This window comes from Hymenobacter roseosalivarius DSM 11622 (assembly GCF_900176135.1).
Lineage (GTDB): Bacteria > Bacteroidota > Bacteroidia > Cytophagales > Hymenobacteraceae > Hymenobacter > Hymenobacter roseosalivarius.
Map to the genome: position 1 here is coordinate 38,709 of NZ_FWWW01000068.1, position 22,211 is coordinate 60,919.

At 56.9% G+C, this 22,211-nt stretch carries 17 protein-coding genes; 13 read left to right on the forward strand and 4 right to left on the reverse strand.

The genetic code is table 11. The annotated features are described in order from the left end of the window. Positions 1-260: 260 nt before the first annotated feature. The gene (locus B9A24_RS10540; protein WP_159452023.1) at positions 261-848 is read right to left on the reverse strand and encodes a DUF4468 domain-containing protein; all 588 of its coding nucleotides are present in this window, start codon (positions 846-848) and stop codon (positions 261-263) included. Between the two features lie 724 nt (positions 849-1,572). Here B9A24_RS10540 and B9A24_RS10545 point away from each other — a divergent pair. The 12 genes from B9A24_RS10545 (at position 1,573) to B9A24_RS10600 (ending at position 15,983) form a co-directional block, all read left to right on the forward strand. Continuing rightward, complete coding sequence (locus tag B9A24_RS10545; RefSeq protein WP_084445398.1) at positions 1,573-2,601, forward strand: amino acid--tRNA ligase-related protein; 1,029 nt, start codon at positions 1,573-1,575, stop codon at positions 2,599-2,601. A gap of 221 nt (positions 2,602-2,822) precedes the next feature. Continuing rightward, a complete protein-coding gene (locus B9A24_RS10550) occupies positions 2,823-3,701 on the forward strand; it encodes a dihydroorotate dehydrogenase (RefSeq protein WP_084445401.1) in 879 nt (292 codons plus the stop codon). 50 nt (positions 3,702-3,751) lie between these two features. Continuing rightward, on the forward strand, positions 3,752-4,519 hold the full coding sequence (pyrF, locus tag B9A24_RS10555) for an orotidine-5'-phosphate decarboxylase (protein ID WP_084445403.1): 768 nt from the start codon (positions 3,752-3,754) through the stop codon (positions 4,517-4,519). A 13-nt stretch (positions 4,520-4,532) separates the two neighbouring features. Beyond that, positions 4,533-5,144 carry an orotate phosphoribosyltransferase gene (gene pyrE, locus B9A24_RS10560; protein ID WP_084445497.1) on the forward strand — a complete coding sequence of 204 codons (612 nt, stop codon included), beginning with the start codon at positions 4,533-4,535 and terminating at the stop codon, positions 5,142-5,144. A 122-nt stretch (positions 5,145-5,266) separates the two neighbouring features. Then, positions 5,267-8,302, forward strand: a complete 3,036-nt coding sequence (locus B9A24_RS10565) for a phosphoribosylformylglycinamidine synthase subunit PurL (RefSeq protein ID WP_084445405.1) — start codon at positions 5,267-5,269, stop codon at positions 8,300-8,302. A gap of 8 nt (positions 8,303-8,310) precedes the next feature. Further along, a complete protein-coding gene (locus B9A24_RS10570) occupies positions 8,311-9,192 on the forward strand; it encodes a phosphoribosylformylglycinamidine synthase subunit PurQ (RefSeq protein WP_084445499.1) in 882 nt (293 codons plus the stop codon). Between the two features lie 5 nt (positions 9,193-9,197). Beyond that, positions 9,198-9,629, forward strand: a complete 432-nt coding sequence (locus B9A24_RS10575) for an endonuclease domain-containing protein (protein WP_234997190.1) — start codon at positions 9,198-9,200, stop codon at positions 9,627-9,629. A gap of 77 nt (positions 9,630-9,706) precedes the next feature. Then, positions 9,707-11,107, forward strand: coding sequence for a phosphoribosylaminoimidazolesuccinocarboxamide synthase (locus B9A24_RS10580; protein WP_084445409.1), 1,401 nt, complete (start codon positions 9,707-9,709; stop codon positions 11,105-11,107). A gap of 76 nt (positions 11,108-11,183) precedes the next feature. Beyond that, positions 11,184-12,482: a phosphoribosylamine--glycine ligase gene (purD, locus tag B9A24_RS10585; protein ID WP_200813907.1), complete on the forward strand. Its 1,299-nt coding sequence runs from the start codon at positions 11,184-11,186 to the stop codon at positions 12,480-12,482. 12 nt (positions 12,483-12,494) lie between these two features. Beyond that, positions 12,495-13,253 carry a phosphoribosylglycinamide formyltransferase gene (gene purN / locus B9A24_RS10590; RefSeq protein ID WP_234997191.1) on the forward strand — a complete coding sequence of 253 codons (759 nt, stop codon included), beginning with the start codon at positions 12,495-12,497 and terminating at the stop codon, positions 13,251-13,253. Position 13,254: 1 nt separating this feature from the next. Beyond that, positions 13,255-14,757 (forward strand): amidophosphoribosyltransferase, encoded by a 1,503-nt coding sequence (gene purF, locus B9A24_RS10595; RefSeq protein WP_084445411.1) that lies wholly within the window; start codon positions 13,255-13,257, stop codon positions 14,755-14,757. 125 nt (positions 14,758-14,882) lie between these two features. After that, positions 14,883-15,983, forward strand: coding sequence for an AIR synthase-related protein (locus tag B9A24_RS10600; RefSeq protein WP_084445413.1), 1,101 nt, complete (start codon positions 14,883-14,885; stop codon positions 15,981-15,983). Positions 15,984-16,195: 212 nt separating this feature from the next. Here the strand turns inward: B9A24_RS10600 and B9A24_RS10605 are convergent, their stop codons facing one another. Continuing rightward, a complete protein-coding gene (locus B9A24_RS10605) occupies positions 16,196-16,414 on the reverse strand; it encodes a heavy-metal-associated domain-containing protein (protein ID WP_084445415.1) in 219 nt (72 codons plus the stop codon). Between the two features lie 165 nt (positions 16,415-16,579). Between B9A24_RS10605 and B9A24_RS10610 the strand changes: the two genes are divergently transcribed. After that, a complete protein-coding gene (locus tag B9A24_RS10610) occupies positions 16,580-17,350 on the forward strand; it encodes a DUF4262 domain-containing protein (protein WP_084445417.1) in 771 nt (256 codons plus the stop codon). A 161-nt stretch (positions 17,351-17,511) separates the two neighbouring features. Here the strand turns inward: B9A24_RS10610 and B9A24_RS10615 are convergent, their stop codons facing one another. Next, complete coding sequence (locus tag B9A24_RS10615) at positions 17,512-18,948, reverse strand: TolC family protein (RefSeq protein WP_084445419.1); 1,437 nt, start codon at positions 18,946-18,948, stop codon at positions 17,512-17,514. Next, positions 18,941-22,132: an efflux RND transporter permease subunit gene (locus B9A24_RS10620; RefSeq protein WP_084445421.1), complete on the reverse strand. Its 3,192-nt coding sequence runs from the start codon at positions 22,130-22,132 to the stop codon at positions 18,941-18,943. The genes B9A24_RS10615 and B9A24_RS10620 overlap by 8 nt, the downstream gene beginning before the upstream one ends. Positions 22,133-22,211: the final 79 nt, after the last annotated feature.

Consider the following 22,211-nt stretch of genomic DNA (forward strand, 5'->3'; position numbering starts at 1 on the left):
CCACGAGATTAATTTATATGTAGGGGCAGTTCGAACATAGGACTTAAAGGAGTTAATAATTGCGAGTATCAGTCTACGATTTGTCACAAAATGGACGACTGTATTTATTGCTGGTAAGGGATACTGTAATCACGCTTTTCTTTGTATAAAGTTTTTGGGCGAGGCCATAAAAAAGCCCCCCAGCGCCTGCTCTTGTCACAGGGACGAAGCAAGTGGGCGCTGGGGGGCTTTTTATGCTTGCTTATGGCAAGCAAGTTGAGTTATCTCTCATCATTATCGTTGGGCAGGCCAACCGCGCCGTCTTTTAGCACGGGCTGGCTGTTCATGTACGAGCGAAAGGCGGAGGCTACATCACTGGCAACGGCGTTGGTCTGGGCCGCTACGCGCCGGTCGTTGCGGGTACGGTCGTTGGAGCGCGCTTGGCTGAGTAGTTGGATGTACTCATTCAGTGCCACTGTAATAGTGGGCTCCTTTGCATCCGGCACCACCCGGAAATTACCCACACTGTACATATAGCCCTGTGAGGTGGTGCGAAACAGAAAGGTGAAGCGCACAGCGTGTTCTTGCTCGGGCCCTGATGCTTTGGCCGCCGCCATCTTAATCTTACTTGTACCGGTCAGGCTAACTTCCCGCGACTCTTTCTTGGCTTGCAAATCGGTTTTGGGGGTGTACGGAAACTTGCCCTCCGCCCACGCCAGCGCCTGTTGATACAGCGCAACTGGGTTGCCATCCTCCACAGTTACTTCCTCGCTGTATTCAATTGAGGCAGGCAGGGTAGTTTGTGCCTGCGCAGTTGCGACGAACAACGACAGACTCCCAGCTAGGACAGCGACAATTATTCTTTTCATAGCCAAAGAGTAAAAATAAAAGCGAAGCCAAACGATCGGCGCGTAAAGATACGCCTCCAACCGATTGCACATTGCTGATAACATTAGGAATATGTTATGATATGCACTTCGCTCAACATTGAGCGGAGATTGGACGAAGGACAGTTAATTGGTAAGTGCCGGCCCAGCTTTTTAGGTATTATACTACATAGTATACACTGGCACCTTTATTTGAAACCAAAAAATTGTATTTTAAGTATAAGGTGTCCTATAGGCCGACTCTGCTGCCTGATAACAAACAAGAATAAAGAGCTAAAGATAAGATGTTGCTATTATTGTTAAAAGCATAGAAGACGGATAGATAAAAATTTATTTCTCAAGCAGTTGCACAACTGTAGCTCGTGCGCTCTAATCTCCTTTTAATAACGCCGACTGGGCATTGCGTAACATTACGGTAACATAAAATTAATTTGCCTTCTCTTGGAGTACTGGGAAGTATTAGTACTTTTGCGTCGTGCTCCACACTAAGACCAACATCTAATGAAGCGCAGAACGCCCCATAGCGCCGTTCTGCGAGAGGACCGGAAGGTCTTTTCTCCCGTTGGTTTTTCCGGTTTTCCTGTTTTTACCCCGTTTGCCGCTCCGGTTTCCGAAGCGGTTTTTTTATGTCCGGCCGAGTCAGCAGGCAGCGGGAATCCTGTGCATTCAACCCTCCACTCATAACCATTTCAATCTTCACGTCAACATGCAAGACAACCTCACCCTCGCTCCCCAAGCCGCTGCCTTCGCTGCTACCCGCAACGTGAATCTGAGCACTGACCCGAAGCGCATGGCCATCATCAAAGTATGGGATGCCATGTTCCGCGGTGCCCGCAAGTACGTGGAGTCGGAAGGCTTTATGGCCGTCCACAACATGCCCCACATCGTGGGGGTAACCGGTGCCTGCGAGAACACCGACACGCTGTTCACCATCGACTGGTACGACGGCAAAAAAATGTTCCTGCCCCAGTCCAACCAGTTGTACATCGAAATGCTGACCCAGAAAGTGGAAAGCGGCCGCGTGTACGGCGAAATTCAGAGCTTCCGCAAGGAGATGAAGGCTGACAGCCGCCGTCTGGCGCAGTTCAGCCTGTTTGAAATCGAGCACATTGGCGACCTCGACGAGCTGCTCGGCCACCTCTCCGGCATCGTAGCCAGCGCCTCCCGCCAGGTAGCCCAGGACTGCGAGAAGGAACTCGCCCTATTCGGTCGCAATGCCGCTGACTTGTCGAGCCTGACCTTCAAGCGCATGACTTACACCGACGCCGTAGAAGTACTGAAAGGCGAAGGCTTCCCCGAGCTACAGTGGGGCGACGACCTCGAAGCTCCCCACGAAGGTCGCCTGACCGAGTTGATGGGCCCGATGTTCGTAACGCACTACCCCGCCGACATCAAGTTCTTCAACATGCGCAACAACGACGAAGACCCACGCGTGGTAAACTCGTCGGACCTGCTGCTGCCTCTGGCGGGCGAAAGCGCCGGCTCGGCCGAGCGTGAGTTTGACGCCGCTAAGCTGCGCCACAAGCTCGAAACTTCTTCGATGCTGGAAGGCCTGATTCGTCAGGGCATGAAGCTGTCGGACTTCGACTGGTACCTCGACTTCCACAAAGAGAACGAAGTGAAGCTGCACTCCGGGGCTGGCGTAGGCATGGCCCGCGTAGCGCAGTTCATCCTCGGCCAGGAAGACATCCGCGAGTGTGTTCCCTTCCTGATCAACCGCGACAACGTAATCTAACTAACTGACAAACAAAGCGCCCGGTGATGAACCGGGCGCTTTGCTTTTGGGGCGTAACCTCACCCCCTAACCCCTCTCCTCGGGGAGAGGGGGAACTAGCTTTAGAAACTAATAGACTAGAAAAAGAGCTAGAAAAGTTAAAAGCTAGTTCCTCCTCTCCCCGAGGAGAGGGGGTTAGGGGGTGAGGTCAATCGTCGGACTATCGTATAAAAATCAATATCATGCAGTTAGGCGCATTCACACTTCAAAACCCTATCTGCCTGGCCGCAGCCTCCTGGCATCTGGATGGGCCGGGCTACGAGCGACTGGGGGCCATTTTTACCCGCACCGTGACCATGGAGCCCAAGCCCGGGCTGTATGAGCAAGGCATCTGGCAGGTAGCCGACCAAACCCTGCTCAACGCCACCAACATGCGCACCGAAAACGCGGAGATTCTGGTGCATGAGCATCTACCGAATCTGTTGCGCTACGGCGTGCCGGTGCTGGTAAGCATCACGGCGCCGGGCATTCCGGGCTTCCGCAAAATCGCCCGCTTCTTAAAGCGCGAGGCTGGGGGACAAATTGCGGGTGTCGAGGTCTACATCACTTGTTCCGATACGGCCAAGGGCGCCGAGATTACGCCCAAATTTGTGCGCGACGCCACCGAGGCCGTGCGCAACGAGCTTGGCCCGGATGCCATCGTAGTGGTGAAGTTGCCGCCTTGGCCCGATCTTATTCGTGGCTTGGCGCTGGGCGCGCAGGAAGGCGGCGCGGCGGGGCTGGCGGCCTGCAATACGCTAAAAGGCCTGCACTTGCCCGATGACGCTACGGCAGAGCCGGTAATAGGCGGCTTGTCTGGCGAGGCCCTGCGGCCGGTGGCTTTGCGCTGCGTGTACGAGCTGGCGCACGATGCACGCATCAAGCTGCCAATTTTTGGTACGGGGGGCATTTTTACCAGCAACCACGTCACCGATTACCTGCGTGTAGGTGCTAGCGCCGTGCAGATTGCCAGCGGTGAATGGCTAGAGCCGGGCCTAACCGCCCGCCTAGCCGAAGAATGTGCAAACGACTCTCAAAGTGAAGAGCAAGATGTGTCCCGCGCCAACTTGTTCAGTCGCTGATATAAAGCAAGAAGCCTTTCTTACCCATTGCAACACATTTCTCAGGCCTCATGAACAAACTCACCACCCGCGTTCAGCAAGCCAACTCCCTCCTCTGCATCGGCCTCGACCCCACGGGCGACGACGCCTTCGTAGCAACTCGCCTGCGCGAAGTCATAGCGCAGACCGCTGAGTTTGCCGCCGCCTTCAAGCCGAATCTGGCGTTCTTTCTCTCTCGCGAAAACGGTGTTGCGCTTTTACGCGAAACTGTAGCCCTGATTCCAAAGGATATTCCCGTTATCCTCGACGGTAAGTTTGGCGACATTGCTAACACGGCCGAGCACTACGCCCAATTCGCTTATGACCGCATCGGCGCCGACGCCGTGACGGTGAACCCCTACATGGGCGACGATGCCATCGTGCCCTTCGCCCGCCCCAATAAAATGGTGTTTGTGTTGGCCAAAACTTCCAACAAACCCGCTCACTCTCTGCAAGATGTCGCCCTGACTCGCGGTGGCTACGTGAGTGATGTGGCCGCCCACATTTCCTGTGAGCTCGACGAGCAACACCACAATATTGGCCTGGTCGTCGGCGCCACCGATGCCGCCGCCATAGCTCGGGTGCGGGAAAGCTGCCCATCCCAGTGGTTTCTGGTGCCCGGCGTAGGTGCCCAGGGCGGTGACCTAGCCGCCACCCTGCACGCGGGCCTGCGCGCCGATGGGCTAGGGGTTCTTATCAACGCATCACGTGCTATCTGGCAAGCGGCCGATGCCGGCGCTGCTGCCCGCACTTTGTACCAACAAATAAACGACCTCCGTCCCGTTGCCGCTCATGCCTGATTCTGCTACTAAAATGCCTCCTGAACCTCGCTTCAATGCCTCGCTTTTAGAGCAGCAACTGGTGCAGGAAGATGCTTTGCTCAGGGGACATTTTCGCCTCTCGTCGGGCCTGCACTCCGATACCTACGTGCAGTGTGCCCGCTTTTTGCGCCGCCCGGAGCTGGCCGCGCCGGCTATGGCCGAGTTGGCGCAGCGCATCCGCGAAGCCGGCTTGCAGCCCGATGTAGTTGTTGGTCCGGCTATGGGCGGCGTGGTGGTGAGCTACGAGCTGGGTCGGCAACTAGGTGTGCCGGCCATCTTCACCGAGCGCGACGATACGGGCCAAATGACCCTGCGTCGCGGCTTCATCCTACAACCCGGCGAACGAATTATTATCGCCGAGGATGTGATGACTACGGGCAAGAGTACCAAAGAAGTAGCCCGGATTCTGGAAGGGCTGGGGGGCAAAATTTTGGGTGTCGCGAGTTTAATTGACCGCACGGGTGGCAAAGCAGAGCTTTCTTTTCCGACCTTTGCACTGCTGCCGGTCACAGCGGCTACCCACGCACCCGATGATTGCCCGCTGTGCCGGGCAGGTATTCCGGTAGTAAAACCTGGCAGTCGGCCGGAGAAAGCGTTTTCTTAAACCTACCTGCTTGTTTCGGCCAGCAGGCAAGGCATTTTCGGTGTCCCGATTGTCGGGGCGCTTTTCCGCGGCCGGTAGTCGGTGGCGGGAAGTCGAAAAATAGCAAACCTACCCTGTTCCTTTTGGAAAATCATCTTCATTCCATTCAGCTGCTGCCCAAGCCCGGCATTCACGACGGCGACGGGCAGCGCGTAGCGGAAGCCGCGCGGCGCCACCTCGGCCTGCGCACGGGCCGGGTGCAAAGCACGGCCGTTTACTCGGTGCGCTACCCGCTCACCGCCCAGCAACTTCGCGATTTTGCCCAGCAATGCCTCCAGGATCCGGTATTGCATGAAGTGGCCCTAAACGAGTTTCGCCGCGACCCCCAATTCCAGTCGTATATATTGGTGGCCAAAGGCCCCGGCGTAACCGACGACGAAGGCACCTCGGCCCAAAATGCGCTCGGCGACTTTCTAAATGAGCCCCTTGACACGCGCACCCAGCATATTTTCAGCAAGCGTCTGTATCTGCTGGAAGAAAAATTGCCCCCCGCTGACCTGCGCCGCCTGGCCGAAGAGCTGCTGGGCAACAAGCTCATCAACCGCTTCGAAGTAGGCCCCGCCGACCAGATCCGCGACTTCACGCCCCGCCCCGGCACCTCCGTTGATAACACTACGCACGCTATCGACCTGAATCTGTCGGACGAGGAGTTGGTGCAGCTATCCAAGGATAACCTTTACGCGCTGAACTTGGCCGAAATGCAGGCCGTACGGGCGCATTATCAGCTGCCCGAAACCCAGCAGCAGCGCCAAGCCAGCGGCCTGCCCGCCGCGCCCACCGACTGCGAGCTGGAAATCATTGCCCAAACCTGGTCGGAGCACTGCAAGCACAAGGAATTCAGTGCTTTAATTAACTACCGCGACGCGGAAACGGGTGAGGAGTATCAAGTTGATTCCCTATTCAAGACCTACATCAAAGACGCCACCGCCGAGGTAGACCGCCAACTGCGCGCCAACGGCAACGACTGGCTGATCAAGGTGTTCTCCGACAACGCCGGCGCCGTGCGCATCAACGACGAGTCGCTGTTTGTCTGGAAGGTGGAAACCCACAATTCGCCCTCGGCCATCGACCCTTACGGCGGCGCCATCACCGGCATTCTAGGCAATAACCGCGACCCGCTGGCTACTGGTATCGGTGGTGCTCGTTTGTTGTTTAATACCAACGTGTTGTGCTTCGGTAATCCTGACTACGACGGTCCTTTGCTGACCAACCAACTGCACCCGCGCCGCATATTTGAGGGTGTGCGCAAAGGCATTGAGGACGGTGGCAATAAGTCAGGGGTGCCAACGGTAAACGGCAGCATTATTTTCGATGACCGCTACGCTGGCAAGCCGCTGGTGTACTGCGGCACCGGCGCCGTGATGCCCATGCAATTGGCCGGCCTCGATTCCTGGGAAAAGAAAATTGACGACGGCGACCGTATCATCATGGCCGGTGGTCGCGTCGGCAAAGACGGTATCCACGGCGCCACCTTTAGCAGCATCGAGCTAGACGAATCGTCGCCGGCCACGGCCGTGCAGATTGGCTCGCCCATCACTCAGAAACTGGCGATGGACTTCCTCATCCTTGCCACCCGGCGCGGCCTCATCAAGTGCAGCACCGACAACGGCGCCGGGGGGCTTTCTTCCTCCGTCGGCGAGTTGGCCGGTATCAGTGGCGGCGCGGTAGTAGACCTGGAAAAAGTGCCGCTGAAGTATCCTGGCCTACGGCCCTGGGAGATTTTTGTGAGCGAGTCACAAGAGCGGTTTACGCTGGTGGTGGAGCCTGGGAAGCTGGCTGAAGTGCTGGCCCTAGGTCAGGAAATGGAAGTGGAGTTGACGGATATCGGCTATTTTACCGCTGATGGCTACCTAAATGTTCGCTTTGCCAGCGCCCCAGTAGCTCGACTGAACATGCATTTTCTGCATGAAGGCGTGCCACGCAAACTCATGGAAGCCGAGTGGCAGAAGCCAGCGGCCCAAGAGCCAGTTTTGCCCTCCAGCCTCGACTACACCGACGTTTTACACCAGCTACTCGGCTCACTCAACATCTGCTCCCGCGAGTCCGTCATTCGCCAGTACGACCACGAGGTGAAGGGCCGCACCATCATCAAGCCGCTGATGGGCGCTACCGGTCAGGCCCCGCAGGACGCCGCCGTGGTGCGCTTCAATTTTGAGAGCTGGGAAGGCGTGGCCGTGAGCAACGGCATCCTGCCCCGCTTCGGCGATTTGGACGCCTACCATATGTCGGCCGGCGCCTTCGACGAGGCTGTGCGCCAGATTATTGCTGTGGGGGGCAAATTGCCCAACCTCACGCCCGGCGACAATATTTTCTGGTCGGTAAATGACAACTTCTGCGTTCCCGACTCAGATTTTCACCCCGTCACCAACCCCGACGGCAAGCAGAAACTGGCCAAGCTGGTGCACATGTGCCAAGCCCTGCGCGACGCCACCGCCGCCTACTGCATTCCGCTCACCAGCGGCAAAGACAGTATGAAAAACGACTTCAAAGCTGACGGCGTGAAGATTTCGGTGCCGCCTACGGTCTTGTATTCGATGACGGCCAAAATCGAGGACGTGCGCCGCACCGTCACCAGCGACTTCAAGCAAGCGGGCGATGTAGTGTATCTGCTGGGCCGCACTTACGGTGAGCTCGGTGGCTCCGAATTCTACCACCTATATAAGGAGTTGGGCGCCAATGTGCCGCAAGTGCGCTTCGCGGAAGCCAAGGAACTATATACCCTCATCGGCCAAGCCAACGACCAGCAGCTCATTCAGTCCTGCCACGACCTCTCCGATGGTGGCCTGGCCGTAGCGCTGGCTGAGGCAACTTTTGGCGATGGCCTGGGGGCCAATATCGAACTGACCGGCGAGCTGCCGCTGTTAGCCCAACTGTTCTCCGAATCGCACTCCCGCTTCGTGGCTACTGTAGCGCCGGAAGATGTGGTAGCGTTTGAGCATCTGCTGGGGGCCAAAGCCACCCACTTAGGCGTTGTTACTAACGACAACTTTTTGCTTGTAACTCACCAAGGCCAGCTCGTTATAGAAGCGGACACGGAAGAGCTGCGCCAGACCTGGACCAACGGCCCAGTGAATCAGACAATTGGTTTTGGCGAACACGTAATGGGTGAGGGGAAATGAAAGAGAACATGAATCAACCCGCTGCCATCCAGGCGCTTATTCTGACTGGTTTCGGTATCAATTGCGAGGAGGAAATGGCCGCCGCCTACCGCTTGGTTGGCGCCGAAGCGACCATCGTGCACCTCAACCAAGTGTTGCACGGCCAAGTCAGCATCCACGACTATGACATCCTGAACTTCCCGGGGGGCTTTTCCTTTGGTGATGACCTGGGCTCTGGCGTGGTGCTGGCCAACAAGCTGCGCTACCGCCAAACGCCCGGTGGCTTCACCCTACTCGACGACCTACGCGAGTTTATCGCCCGCGGCAAGTTCGTGCTGGGCATTTGCAACGGCTTTCAGGTGCTGGTGAAGCTGGGCTTGCTGCCCAACCTGGGGGGTAGTTTTCAGCCCGAAGTAACCCTGACGCACAACGCCTCCGGCCGCTACGAAGACCGTTGGGTACGGCTAAAGGTGAATGCGAATAATCGGAGTCCATTTTTACAAGGCTTGAATTCCTTTGAAGTACCCGTGCGCCACGGCGAAGGCCGCCTGTTCATCCCCGACGCCGCCACGCGCCAAAGCATCCTCGACCAAAACCTGAACTGCCTCACCTACTGCGACGCCACCGGCTGCGAGGTCACCCAATACCCGCACAACCCCAACGGCGCCGACCTAAACTGCGCCGGCCTGACCGACACCACCGGACAGGTGTTCGGCTTAATGCCGCACCCAGAAGCGTTTTTGTCACTCTATAATCATCCCGATTGGGCGCGCCGCAAGCGCGTTAATAAGGAGTTGAGCGAGGAAGGGGATGGGTTAAGGTTGTTCCGGAATATTGTGGAGCATGTGGCCTCGTTGCCTCACCCCCCGGCCCCCTCTCCAGGGGGGAGAGGGGGGAGCCTGACGACCTGAATGCCGTGCCTGATGCAGGTGAGGCACACGAATCAATCGGTAGTCGGCCCCGATTGACGGCGAACAAAACTAAATGGCATGAGCGGCTCAAGCCATTTAGTGGACAAATGCGTCGGGAACCTACGCCTGCCGAAGAGGCGCTTTGGCAAGCGCTGCGCAACCGAAAGTTGGATAACGTGAAATTCAGGCGCCAACATGCTATTGGATCATTTATCGTAGACTTTTTTAGCAGTCAGCACAACCTGGTTATAGAAGTCGATGGTGATGTACACGCGGAAGAAGCCCAAGCTCAATACGATGAGGGGCGGACCTATGAATTGGAAGGAGTTGGCTACCATTTATTGCGCTTCACAAATTATCAAGTACTAAATGAGCTTCCCCTTGTCCTGCGAAGCATCAGCGAAACCTTGCATAACCAATCTATTTCCAAAATCTAATCGCCGTCTGGCTCCCCCTCTCCCCCTGGAGAGGGGGCCGGGGGGTGAGGCAAACAGCAGCACGACCCACTACACACATGAACACCCTCAACCACTTCGCCACGCCCCAACTCGAACTTCTCCACCGCGGCAAAGTCCGCGACTCGTACCGCGCCCCTTCCGGCGAGCGGCTCATCGTAGTTACCGACCGGCTATCAGCGTTCGACTCGGTGCTGGAAACGCCCGTGGCCCACAAAGGCGCGGTGCTGAACGGGCTGGCTGCTTTTTGGTTCGACAAAACGCAGCACATCATTCCCAACCACGTTATTGCCCTGCTCGACCCCAACGTGACATTGGCTAAGGAAGCCGAGCCGATTCGGGTGGAGATGATTGTGCGCAACTACATCACCGGTTCTATGCTGCGCGGCTACCAGAAGGGTCAGCGCACGTTTTCGGGCGTAACGGTGACCGATGGCCTGACCAAGCACCAGCAGTTTCCCGAGCCCATCGTGACGCCGACCACCAAGGAAGAGTCGGACCGCGAAATCACGCCCGAAAACCTGGTGGCGGAAGGCTGGGTATCGGCTGAGTTGTACGAGCAGATGCGGGTGAAGTCGTTGGAGTTGTTCCGCTTTGCTTCCGACTGGATGGCTGAGCGCGGCATCATCCTGGTCGATACCAAGTATGAGTTTGGCCTGCTGAATGGAGAGCTGATTCTGATTGACGAAATCCACACGCCCGACTCGTCGCGGTTCTGGAGCGCCGAAGACTACGCCCGCAACCCGGAAACGGCCGAGCAGATGGATAAGGAGTACGTGCGCCAGTGGCTGATTGCCAACAAAGTAGATGGCCAATACCCGCGCGCCCTCACCGCAGAAGTTTCGGCCGAAGCCAGCCGCCGCTACCTCGATATCTACGAGCGCATCACCGGCAGCCCGCTGCCTACCGGCCAGGAAATTACCACCGGTGGCGACGTGCGCACCCGGCTTGTGGGCAACCTGGTGCGCTACGGTATCATGAAAGATGCCTGGGTCAATATCGTGATGGGCTCGCCGGCTGATAAGGAGCACTGCCTGAAAATTCGCGAGAACTTCGAAGCCTACAATATCTTCACCCAGCTGCGCGTGACTTCCGCCCACAAAAACGGCGAGGAAATCGCGGGCATGGCCGAAGTGTGGAATAACTCGGTAGAGCCGGGCGTGATTATCGCCGTAGCCGGCCTCTCCAACGGCCTCGGTGGAGCCTTGGCCGCCAACGTGAATGTGCCTGTTATCAGCTGCCCGCCGTGGAAGGACTTCGCCGAACTATTGGCTAACCTGAACTCCTCAGTGATTATGCCCAGCGCCACGCCCAACCTCACGGTAGTACGCCCCGACAACGCCGCCCAAGCCGCAGTACGCGCCCTGAACCTGCCCCGCCTGCGCGAGCAGCTCAGCCGCGAAATCAAAGCCACCAAAGCCAAGCTGAAAGCCGCCGACGCTGAGCTGCGGGTGCTGTAGATCAAGCCGGAACCACTCTGCGAACCTCTGCGCCAACCCTCTGCGGGAACCAACGTCAGAACAACTCCAACCACCTTTGAGCACCAACTCCAAACATATCGTTCTCCTCGGCGGCGGGGCCCGTGAACACGCCATGGCGTGGAAGCTGACCCACGATGGCGCCACCGTGCACGTGCTGCCCGGCAACGGCGGCATCCCCAACAGCCACCCCGAAATTAGCCCCCTGGACTTTCCGGCGGTGGAAAATTTCTGCCGGGAGCACGGCATTAAGCTGATCGTGGTGGGGCCCGAGGCGCCGCTGGCCGCTGGTGTCACAGATTATTTTGCCAAAACCGATATCCGCGTGTTTGGCCCAACTCGGCAAGGAGCAGTGTTGGAGAGCTCTAAGGTGTGGAGTAAGAAGTTCATGCGCCGCCACGGCGTAGCTACAGGCTTGTCCTGGACGTTTCGCAGCGACGAGATGCAGGCTGCCCGCGCTAAAGCTGCCGAGCTAGGGGGCAATTTGGTAATCAAATACGACGGCCTGGCTGCCGGCAAAGGCGTGTACGTGTGCAGCTCCGTGGACGAAGCCAACGCGGCCCTGACCGAGTTGCAGGACCAGCACCCCGAGTGGTTCTCGTTTCTGCTGGAAGAAAAGCTGAGCGGCCCCGAAATCAGCATTATCGGCATCACCGATGGCAACCGCATCCGTTTGCTGGCTCCGTCGCAGGACCATAAGCAACTGCTGGCTGGTGATAAAGGCCCTAATACGGGTGGTATGGGCGCCTACTGCCCTGTGCCCTTCGCCGATGATAACGTGCTGGCCGCAATCCGCCGCGATATTGTGGATCCGACCATGCGCGGTCTGCAAGCCGAGCCTTTTGACTTCAAAGGGTTTATCTACTTCGGCATCATGCTCACGCCGCAGGGGCCGAAGCTGCTGGAATACAACGCCCGCCTCGGCGACCCCGAAGCGCAGGTGTTGTTGCCCGCGCTGAAAAGCAGTTTGCTGGAATTGATTGAGGCAACATTAGATGGCAACTTGGCCCAAACTACGGTGTGGCAGCGCAACGACACGTTTGTCGGGGTGGTGCTGGCCTCGGGCGGCTACCCCGCCGCCACTTTCCCGACCGGCTTTCCTATCGCTGGTCTGGAAGCCGAGGCCAATTTTGCCCCCCAGACCTTAATTTTTCACGGGGCGACGCGCCGCCAGCCCGATGGGCAACTCGCCACCAGCGGCGGCCGGGTCCTGACGGTCGTGTCGCGCGGCCACGATCTGGAAGATGCTGTGCAGCAAGTGTATGCCGAGTGCAAAAAGGTTACCTTTGAGGGTGTTTACTACCGCTCCGATATCGGCCAACGCCCCATCCAGGAGCTGACGGCCGCTAAATTTTAGTCCCCTACTAAAATGAGCCACTCTCCTTCCCCCAGCGAAAACCAGCCGCCGTCCTTCCTCCCCGAGGGCACGCGCGCTGAGCAGGTACGAGGCTTGGGCCGGGAAGGCGAGCCAGCTACTATAAACCGCAAGCAGCGGCTGGCCATTATGCTGTCCGGGCGCGGCTCCAACATGGTGGCGCTGGTAGATGCCATACAAATGGGTGCCCTACGCGAACTGGCGGAGGTAGCCGTAGTGTTCAGCAATAATCCTGACGCGCCGGGCTTAGCCACGGCCGCCGCACTGGGCTGCCAAACGGCTAACCTCGCACCAGCCGGCCGCAAGCGGGCCGATTACGACGCGGCGGTGGTACAATTACTGCGGGAGTATGAGCTTGATTATCTGGTGTTAGCTGGCTATATGCGCATTCTCTCCCCAGTGCTGGTGCGCGCCTACGCCGGACGCATTCTGAATATCCATCCCGCTGATACCCACCTGCATCAGGGCCTGCACGCTTATGAGTGGGCGTTTGAAAACAAGCTTCCCGAAACAAAAATCACCGTCCACCTCGTGAATGAGGGCCTCGACACTGGCCCCGTGCTGGCCCAGCGCCCCGTTGACCTGCGGGGGGCAAATACGCTCTCCGAAGTAGAGCGCCGCGGCCTGCTCGTGGAGCACGAGCTGTACGCCGATACGTTGGTGCGCTTATTTCGCGGCCAGATTTCCCCTTCCACCCCCGCTAGCTACCCGGCCGCCCCGCCTGACAACCGGCAACTGACAACAGAGAATTGATATGTGCGGAATAGTTGGTTTTTACGGTCCGGAGCCAGTGGCTGCGGACATTGTAGTTGGCCTGACCGCCCTGCAGCACCGGGGCCAGGACGCGGCCGGCATTGTCACCTTCGACGACACGTTTCACCTCTGCAAAGGCAACGGACTCGTCAACGACGTGTTCAAGCCCAAGCATGTAAAAAAGCTCAAGGGCAACATCGGCATCGGCCATGTGCGCTACACCACCCAGGGCTCCAACGATTCGGAGCTGGCCCAGCCCTTTACCACCAGCTACCCATTCGGGCTGAGTATGGTGCACAACGGCAACGTGATCAACTTCCGGGAAGTAGCCCAACGCCTGCACGATAAGTACCATGTGCTGCCCAAAACCAGCAACGACCTGGAGCTGATCATGTACACCTTCGCCTCGGAGCTACGCATCAAAGACCTCGACCACCTCTCGGTCATCGACATTTTTGATGCCGTCGAGACGACGCAGGAGCTGGTGAAAGGCGCTTACGCCACCATTACCGTTATTGCTGGTCATGGCCTGCTGGCCTTCAACGACCCGCTCGGTATCCGTCCCCTGGTACTCGGCTGCCGCCAAACGCCCGACGGCCCGGTGTACGCCTTCGCCTCTGAGAGCACCTGCTTTGATTATCTGGGCTTTGAGTTCGTGAAAAACGTGGGGCCGGGGCAGGCCGTGTTTATTGATAAAGACCTCAAAGTTCATTACAAGAACCCGTACAATGTGCCCAAAGCGTTCTGCGTGTTTGAGCACATCTACTTTGCCCGCGAAGACTCCGTTATTCACGGCCGCCTCGTAGCGCGGGAGCGGGTACGTCTGGGTAAGATACTGGCCCGCAAGGTGATAGAGGCTGGTCTGGAGCCCGATATGGTGATTGACGTACCCTCATCGGGATACTTCGCCGCTTCTGGCTTGGCCGAGGCCATCGGCGTGCCGTACCGGCGCGGACTGGTAAAAAACAACCACATGGGCCGTAGCTTCATCGTAAGCAGTCAGGCCGGCCGTGAGGACGTGGTGAAGAAAAAGCTCAACCCCATCCGCGAGTTTGTGGAGGGCAAAAAAGTGGCGGTGGTCGATGACAGCATCGTGCGCGGCACCACTTCGCGGCGCATTGTGCGCATCCTGCGCGAGGCCGGAGCGCTCGAAGTGTACTTCATCTCTTCCGCGCCGCCCATCATCAGCCCCTGCATCTATGGCATCGACATGGCCATGAGCACCGACCTGATTGCTGCTAACTACACGGAAGAAGAAATCTGTCGCTACATCGAAGCTGATCGGGTTATCTATCAGGATTTGAATGACTTGCAGGATCTGTTTGCCGAGGAGCGCGGCCATGGCGGCTGCTTCGCCTGCTTCTCGGGCCGCTACCCCACCGGCGACGTCACCAAGTACCTGCGTCACATCCAGGAGGAGCGCGAAAGCCACCGCAGCAAGAAAGACCGTCACCAGGCCGCCTCTTCAGTAAGCGCCAAAGCTCCGGCACCAACGGAGCATTAATCCTGTTACCCCACCCCTCCGGGAGAGTGGCTTTAGTTCTAGTTTTTAAGTTTCCAGCTCTTATGCCCTAATCGTCTGACTCCCCCTCTCCCAGAGGGGAGGGGGCCGGGGGGTGGGGTCCACTCATGAACGACACCAATTTTAAACCCGCCGGCTACGACATCGACCTCGGCAATGCCTGTTCCCGCAACGCCTACGCCTGGGCCAAAAAAACCTTCCCTAACCGCGCCGGGCAGCCCGGCGAGCCGGCGCAGGATCTGGATGGTGGCTTCTCCAATGAAATTTGCTTTGGTCAGGAGCGGCTGGGCATCAGCTCCGATGGTATCGGTACCAAGATAGAAGTGGCCGAGCGCGTGGGGCGGTTTGATACCCTGGGCTACGACCTGATTGCCATGGTGGCCGACGACCTGATTGCCGGGGGCTTCGTGCCCAGTAATCTGTCGAACATCATTGACGTGAATACCCTGGATTACGACGTAATTGACGAACTGATGCGCGGCCTGCACGACGCGGCTAACTTCAGCCGCATCGCCGTGACGGGGGGCGAAATTGCCGAGCTGGGCAACCGCATCGGTGGCTGGCCAGGGGCCCGCATGAACTTCAACTGGTGCTCCACGGCTGTAGGCGCGTTGCATCCATCATTAAAAAGCCCCCTGAGTGGCGTTACCGTCCAAGCCGGCCACGCAGTAGTAGCGCTGCGCTCGCCCAGCTTCCGCTCCAACGGCTTCTCCCTGGCCCGGCGCACTCTGCAAAGCCTGTACGGCGACAACTGGCACACCGCACCCTACACCGGCTCCGATGCTGCCGAGCTGGGCAATACCTGGGGGGAAGTACTGCTAGCACCTTCTCTCATTTACGCGCCCGCTGTTGCTCACCTCCTCGACGCTGGCCTACCCCTGCACGGTATCGCGCATATTACCGGCGGTGGCATTGCCGATAACTTCCAGCGGGTGCTCAAAAACAACGGAGTCGGTGCCGAGCTGGATAATTTGTTCGAGCCTCTGCCCGCCATGCAGAAGCTCACCAAGCTGGCCGGTATTTCTCCCGCCGACGCCTACCTGTACTGGAACATGGGCAACGGCATGCTCCTCGTAACCGAAGAGGCCCAGGCCGCTGCCGTTGTCAGTCAGCTGCAAGCTGATGGCTACGCGGCCCAGGTAGCCGGCCGCATCACCGCCGAGCCCGGTATTAAGCTGAAAGTAGCGGCGGGTGAATTGGTCTATTAAAAACCATTAAGCTTCTATTCTGAGTAATAAAAAAGCCCCACGACGGTTGGGGGGCTTTTTTGTGATGGTAGCCGTTCAGAATTTTGTGAAAAGACAATAGAATGTCATACAGAGCGGTAGCGAAGCATCTCGCTCGCGCCATTTGATTACTAACCTTACATCAGCACGCGAGATGCTTCGCTACCGCTCTGCATGACACGAAAAACAAATTTCTAAGCGGCCTGCTTGGGCTCAATATCAAAGCCGGCCTGCGACACGGCTTTCATTACCTGCTCGGGAATGACGTTTTCGCCTTCCACGGTCAGGATTTTGTCGGGGTTGTTGGTGTCGACGTTCCACTTCTGCACGGTGGGCTCCGCATCCAGAAAAGGCGTGACGGCGCGCAGGCAGTTGGCGCAGTTGATCGAGGTTTTGAATTGTAGGGTAGGCATAGGAGCAAGAGTTGAGCCGCGGCAGCAGCTGCCAGCGGCGGGTGAGGTACTGTAGAACAGTGGATGTGCTACAAAAGTACCAACGTGCAGCAGGCTAAGAGGTATACGCTTTGGCTGGTGTTGTGTAGAGTTTTGGCGTAATTCCGCTTTTAATTCATCCTCGACATGTGCCACGAAGAACACGACAGGCAAGCCGAAGCTCAAATCAAGCGCGATGTAAAAGAATATGGCTGGCATGTAGGAGCAATTGAAGCGAATACTGCGACTCCAGCTTTTGCTTATACCATTGGACTATGGGAAAACTTTAAACAGCCGGAAATAATATGCTTTGGCTTGCCTACTAAGACACTACATCTGATTTTAAACGATGCAGGTGAATGGATTAGAGGTGGTAAAACAATAGAGCTTGCCGTTGACAACTTCGATATTCTTGAAGCAGTACCTGTTCAGTTTCGCCAAGTTGAAGAAGAAAACATAGCAGACTATTTCGGGTATGGCCGATGGTTTTATGACTATAAAGACTTTCCTGCTATTCAATTGATATGGCCAGATAGGGACAAGAACTATCCGTGGAATGAAAACTATGACGAGCAATATGAGTTCGCGCAACCTATGTTAGATCGAAAACTGGATTTTAAATTTTTCGAACCACGTAACACTACTGCGTTTGTAGCTCGTCAAATATTTGAAGAAAGCATGCCTATTCTTAGAGTCTTTCATGATGATGACGATGGTGCTTGGCAGTTCCTTACGGGAGAATTAGGAGAATTAGTAACGTCTGATGACATCATGATTGTCTGCTTGGAGGATGTTGTAAAACACGATCCAACAATCAATGAGCTATTCAACATGCCTACGGGGCGTGTAGCTACCCGCGAGTTTGTAGGCGCTAAGTGGATTAGAGAGGAAATAGAGGAAGAAGAGGAGACGGAGTAACCTGCGCCGGCCGCACCGCCCGCTTCTCCAGAATCAGCTCCATGCGGAAGGTATTCCGCTTTCTTCCAGTCCTCCAAGTACACAGGCGGATTCATTGGCCAAGTCAATATTTCCTAACCCACGTATTTAAAGCTCAGGCAAGCGCGTACAGCCTGTCGTTGTTAATTCCAGCCGCCCCCTAAGGCCCGATAAATATTTACCTTGGCATTCAATTGCTGCATTCTGGTTTCGATGAGATCAAACTTTGATTCCAGGGCCTCCCGTTGGGTAAAGAGTACTTCCGAGTAGTCAGCCCTTGCTGAGCGGAAGAGGCTGTTGGAAATCGTGCTTGACTCGTTGAGAGCCTGTACTTGCTTCGCTTTCTCATCGTACCCCTTTTCCAGGTTACTGATGTTGGATAGCTGATTGGCTACTTCAATGTACGCGTTTAGCAAAGTCCGTTCGTAATTGTAGACTGCCTGGGTCTGCTGGGCGTTGGCATTCAAATACACAGCCTTTATCCCATTTCTGTTGATTAGCGGGGCGGCTACGTCGCCAGCCAGCGAAAAGAGCATGGATTCGGGGGTGGTAATCAACAAGCCGGGTCGGAAAGCCGCCAAACCGACGGCCCCAGAGATGCCTAGCGAAGGGTAAAAGTTGGCTCTTGCCACCTGCACATCCAGTTTAGCCGCCACCAGATTCTGTTCTGCCTGCCGGACATCCGGCCGGTTGCTCAGCAACTGGGAGGGAACCCCCGCTCGAATGGCTTGGGGTACTGCATCGTTGAACGCCTCATCGTTGCGGGTAATAGGCCGGGGGTATCGGCCCACCAGAAAGTTGAGCCGGTTCTCCGTTTCGGTGATGCGCTGCTGGAGGGTGTACTGAATGCTGCGGGTATTATGCACCTGCGCTTCAAAGCGCCGTACGGCCAGCTCGGTCACCCGGGCCGCTTCTTTCTGCAGGCGTACTATCTCCAGGGCATTGCTTTGAATCTCAATATTCTGCTTGACGATGGCCAACTGATTGTCAAGAGCTAGCAGCTCGTAATACGAATTGGCAATTTCGGCAATCAGGTTTGTCACCATAAAGTTCCGCCCTTCGACAGAAGCCAGATACCGACTCACCGCCGCTTTCTTCGCGTTGCGCAACTTATGCCAGATGTCCACTTCCCAGGTAGCAAAGGCTCCCACCTGAAAATCGGTCAACGGATCGGGCGTCCGTCTTTCCGGCTTGATATCGACGCTCTCTTCCGTTGCTCCCTGCAGCGTGTACCGCCCCACCTTGTCAACTCCAGCCTTGGCACCTAAGCCCACAAATGGCAGGTATTCTCCTTGGCGGGCTCGAATCTCATTGCGGGAAATTTCAATCTCCTGCAACGTAATGTTCAACTCCTGATTGTTTTGCAGCGCCGTGTCAATCAGGGCTTTCAGGTTTGGGTCGGTAAAAAACTCCTGCCACCGAACTCTAGCCGTACTGGTGCTATCCTGAACTGTATTGTTGTAGCTGGTCGGAACCCTGCGGCTTTCATTCTTCACCACTAGCTCCGGCGTTTTACAAGCGGCAATGGCTAACGCCAGGCCGGCGGCGCTAAGGCATTGATAAATGCGTCTCTTAAGCATAAGGCTCTGTTTCTTCAATTAATACGCGAGGCTCAATGCCCTCCAGCATCGGATATTCATTTTCGTCCCGAATCAGCTTGCTCTTGCCAGCTAGGGTGCCGAAGAAGTAATACAAGCCGGGGATAATAATTACCCCGAACACGGTGCCGAACAGCATGCCGCCCAGGGCGGAGCTGCCGATGGTGCGGTTGCCAATAGCGCCGGCACCCGTGGCTACCACCAGCGGGATAAGGCCGGCGATGAAAGCAAAGGAGGTCATCAGAATGGGGCGGAAACGTACCCTGGCCCCTTCAATGGCCGCGTCGCGCACCGACATGCCTTCTTCGTGTTTTGAGGCCGCAAATTCGACGATCAGTACGGCGTTCTTACCCAGCAAACCTACCAGCATCACGAGGCCTACCTGCGCATAAATGTCGTTGGCCAAGCCAAAGATTTTGATGAACAGAAACGACCCGAACACTCCGGCTACCAGGGAGAATATCACCGCCAAGGGCAGCAGAAAGCTTTCGTACTGCGCGGCGAGTACCAGGTAAACGAACACCAGCACCACCAGGAAAATAACGGTCGATTCATTGCCGCGGCCCACCTCATCCTTCGACAGGCCGCCCCAGTCAATGTCGTAGCCGTGGGGCAGGTCTTTCGCTACTTCCTGCACGGCTTTGATGGCCTCGCCGCTGCTGAAGCCCTCGGCGGCACCCCCACGGATAGAGGCGGTAGTGTACATGTTGTAGCGGTTGATTTCGTTGGCGCCCTGCGTCTTCACGATTTTCATGAAGGCCGAGAACGGCACCATTTCGCCCTTGTCGTTTTTGGCCCACATGTTCAGGATGTCTTCGGGCAGCTTCCGGTACTCCGGCGAGGCCTGCACGAACACCTTGAAGAAGCGCTGATATTTGATGAAGCCCAGCTCGTAGGTAGAGCCCACCATAATGGAGAGCGTGTTCATGGCGTTGCCGATGCTCACGCCTTTCTGCATGGCCAGCTCGTTGTCAATCTTGAGCTCGTACTGCGGATAGTTAGCCGAGAAGAAGGTAAACAGGCCCGCCAGCTCCTTGCGCTTTTTCAGCTTGGCCATGAATTCCTCGTTTACCTTTTCCAGCGCTTTATAATCGCCGGAGTTGGTCTTGTCTAGCAATTGCAGCTGGAAGCCGCCCGCCGCGCCGTAGCCCGGTACTGCCGGCGGCTCAAAGAATTCGATGGTCGCGCCGGGAATTTCGTGTGCTTTTTTCTCCAGGTTGCCAATAATGTCAGCAATGGATTCTTTGCGCTCTGACCACGGCTTCAAGTCAATCAAACAAGTGCCGGCGTTGGAGCCGCGGCCTTCAGTGAGCACCTCGTAGCCCGCCAAAGTCGAAATGTTGGCGATGCCGGGCACGTCCTTGGCCAGACTGGCGAGGCGCTGTGATACAGCATTTGTCTGCTCGAGCGTGGTACCGGGTGGCGTCTGCACGATGGCGTAGATCAGGCCTTGGTCTTCGCTCGGAATAAAGCCGGCCGGTAGCTTGGCCGTGATGGCCCAGATGCCCAGTCCAAAGGCGATGAGCATGGCGAAGGTGATAATCCGGTTAGCCACAATACGCTCCAGCAGGCCGGTGTAGGCATTGGTCAGCTTCTCAAACCCGCGGTTGAACCAGTCAAAGAAGCGCTGTATGGGCGTTTTCTTCTTGGGCCGGCCGTGGTGGTTCTTCAGAATCATGGCGCAGAGCACCGGCGTCAGCGTGAGGGCCACGATGCCGGAAATCACAATGGCCGTGGCCATGGTAATGGAGAACTGGCGGTAGAAAATGCCCACCGGGCCACTCATGAACGAAACGGGGATGAACACTGCCGTCATCATGATGGTGATGGCGATAATTGCCCCGCTGATTTCGCCCACCACCTTGCGCACCGCGTTGTAGGGCGAGAGGTGTTCCTCTTCCATCTTGGCGTGCACGGCCTCAATCACCACAATGGCGTTATCGACCACAATACCAATGGAGAGCACCAGTGCAAACAGCGTAATCATGTTGATGGTCAGCCCAAAGGCCTGCATGGCCATGAACGAACCCACCAGCGACACCGGCACGGCCAGCGCGGGAATCAGCGTCGAGCGCCAGTCGCCCAGAAACAGGAACACCACTAAGGCCACCAGTATAAAGGCGTCGCGCAGGGTGTGAATCACGTTCTCAATCGAGGCGTCGAGGAAGTTCGACACGTCGTAGGTGATTTTGTAGTCCATGCCGGGCGGGAAGCTGATTTTCTTCAGCTCTTCCAGCTTGGCCTTCACTTCCTTAATGACGTCGCTGGCGTTCGAGCCGTAGGTCTGCTTCAGCACGATGGCCGCCGAAGGGTACTGGTTCAGGTTGGAGTAGATGTCGTAGTACTCGCTGCCCAGCTCCACGTTGGCCACGTCGCGCAGGTGCAGGCTTTCGCCGTTGGCGTTGGCCTTGAGAATGACGTTCTTGTACTGCTCCACGTCATTGAAGCGGCCTTGGTAGCTTAGTACATACTCCAGCGCCTGCGTCTGCTTGCCGTCGCTACGCCCGATGCGGCCCGGCGAGCCGATAACGCTCTGCTCGTCCAGCGCCTTCATCACGTCATCGACTGAGATGTTATAGGCTCGCATCCGGTCGGGCTTCAGCCAGACGCGCATGGCGTACTGCCGGCTGCCCAGGATGCTGGCGCGGCCAATGCCGTTTAGGCGCTGCAGCTCGGGCAGCATGTTCACCCCGGCGAAGTTGAACAGGTACTTCATGTCGGTGTTCTTGTCCTTGCTGTACAAGTTCACGTACATCAGCATGTTGGGCACCACGCGGTTCACAATCACGCCCTCGCGCTGCACCAGTAGGGGCAGGCGGTTCAGCACCTGCGCAATGCGGGTGTTCACGTTCACCACGGCCTGGTCGGGGTTGGTACCCAGATTGAAGACAATCTGGATGTTGGCTTCGCCGGCGCTCACAGCGTCGGAGGTCATGTATTTCATGCCCGGCACGCCGTTCACGGCCTGCTCCAGGGGAATGAGCACCGACTCGGTGAGCACCTTGGCACTAGCGCCGGGGTACGACGCGCTGACCATAACCAGGGGGGGCGAAATCTCGGGAAACTGCGAGGTGGGCAGCTGCATGATGGCCAGCCCGCCCATGAGCAGGATGACAATGGAAATAACAATGGCAAATACTGGCCTACGAATGAATTTACTAAACATATTCTGACTGGTTATTTATAGAAAGGGGACGGAAAAGGCCGTCATGCAGAGCGCAGCAAAGCATCTCGCTCGCTTCGTT

Excerpts from the sequence above, each read along its gene's own strand:
- purN (WP_234997191.1), top strand. The coding sequence starts at position 12,495 with ATGAGCCACTCTCCTTCCCCCAGCGAAAACCAGCCGCCGTCCTTCCTC.
- B9A24_RS10545 (WP_084445398.1), top strand. The coding sequence starts at position 1,573 with ATGCAAGACAACCTCACCCTCGCTCCCCAAGCCGCTGCCTTCGCTGCT.
- pyrF (WP_084445403.1), top strand. The coding sequence starts at position 3,752 with ATGAACAAACTCACCACCCGCGTTCAGCAAGCCAACTCCCTCCTCTGC.
- B9A24_RS10605 (WP_084445415.1), bottom strand. The coding sequence starts at position 16,414 with ATGCCTACCCTACAATTCAAAACCTCGATCAACTGCGCCAACTGCCTG.
- B9A24_RS10540 (WP_159452023.1), bottom strand. The coding sequence starts at position 848 with ATGAAAAGAATAATTGTCGCTGTCCTAGCTGGGAGTCTGTCGTTGTTC.
- B9A24_RS10615 (WP_084445419.1), bottom strand. The coding sequence starts at position 18,948 with ATGCTTAAGAGACGCATTTATCAATGCCTTAGCGCCGCCGGCCTGGCG.
- B9A24_RS10570 (WP_084445499.1), top strand. The coding sequence starts at position 8,311 with ATGAATCAACCCGCTGCCATCCAGGCGCTTATTCTGACTGGTTTCGGT.
- B9A24_RS10610 (WP_084445417.1), top strand. The coding sequence starts at position 16,580 with ATGTGCCACGAAGAACACGACAGGCAAGCCGAAGCTCAAATCAAGCGC.
- purF (WP_084445411.1), top strand. The coding sequence starts at position 13,255 with ATGTGCGGAATAGTTGGTTTTTACGGTCCGGAGCCAGTGGCTGCGGAC.
- B9A24_RS10600 (WP_084445413.1), top strand. The coding sequence starts at position 14,883 with ATGAACGACACCAATTTTAAACCCGCCGGCTACGACATCGACCTCGGC.
- pyrE (WP_084445497.1), top strand. The coding sequence starts at position 4,533 with ATGCCTCCTGAACCTCGCTTCAATGCCTCGCTTTTAGAGCAGCAACTG.
- B9A24_RS10580 (WP_084445409.1), top strand. The coding sequence starts at position 9,707 with ATGAACACCCTCAACCACTTCGCCACGCCCCAACTCGAACTTCTCCAC.
- B9A24_RS10620 (WP_084445421.1), bottom strand. The coding sequence starts at position 22,132 with ATGTTTAGTAAATTCATTCGTAGGCCAGTATTTGCCATTGTTATTTCC.
- B9A24_RS10550 (WP_084445401.1), top strand. The coding sequence starts at position 2,823 with ATGCAGTTAGGCGCATTCACACTTCAAAACCCTATCTGCCTGGCCGCA.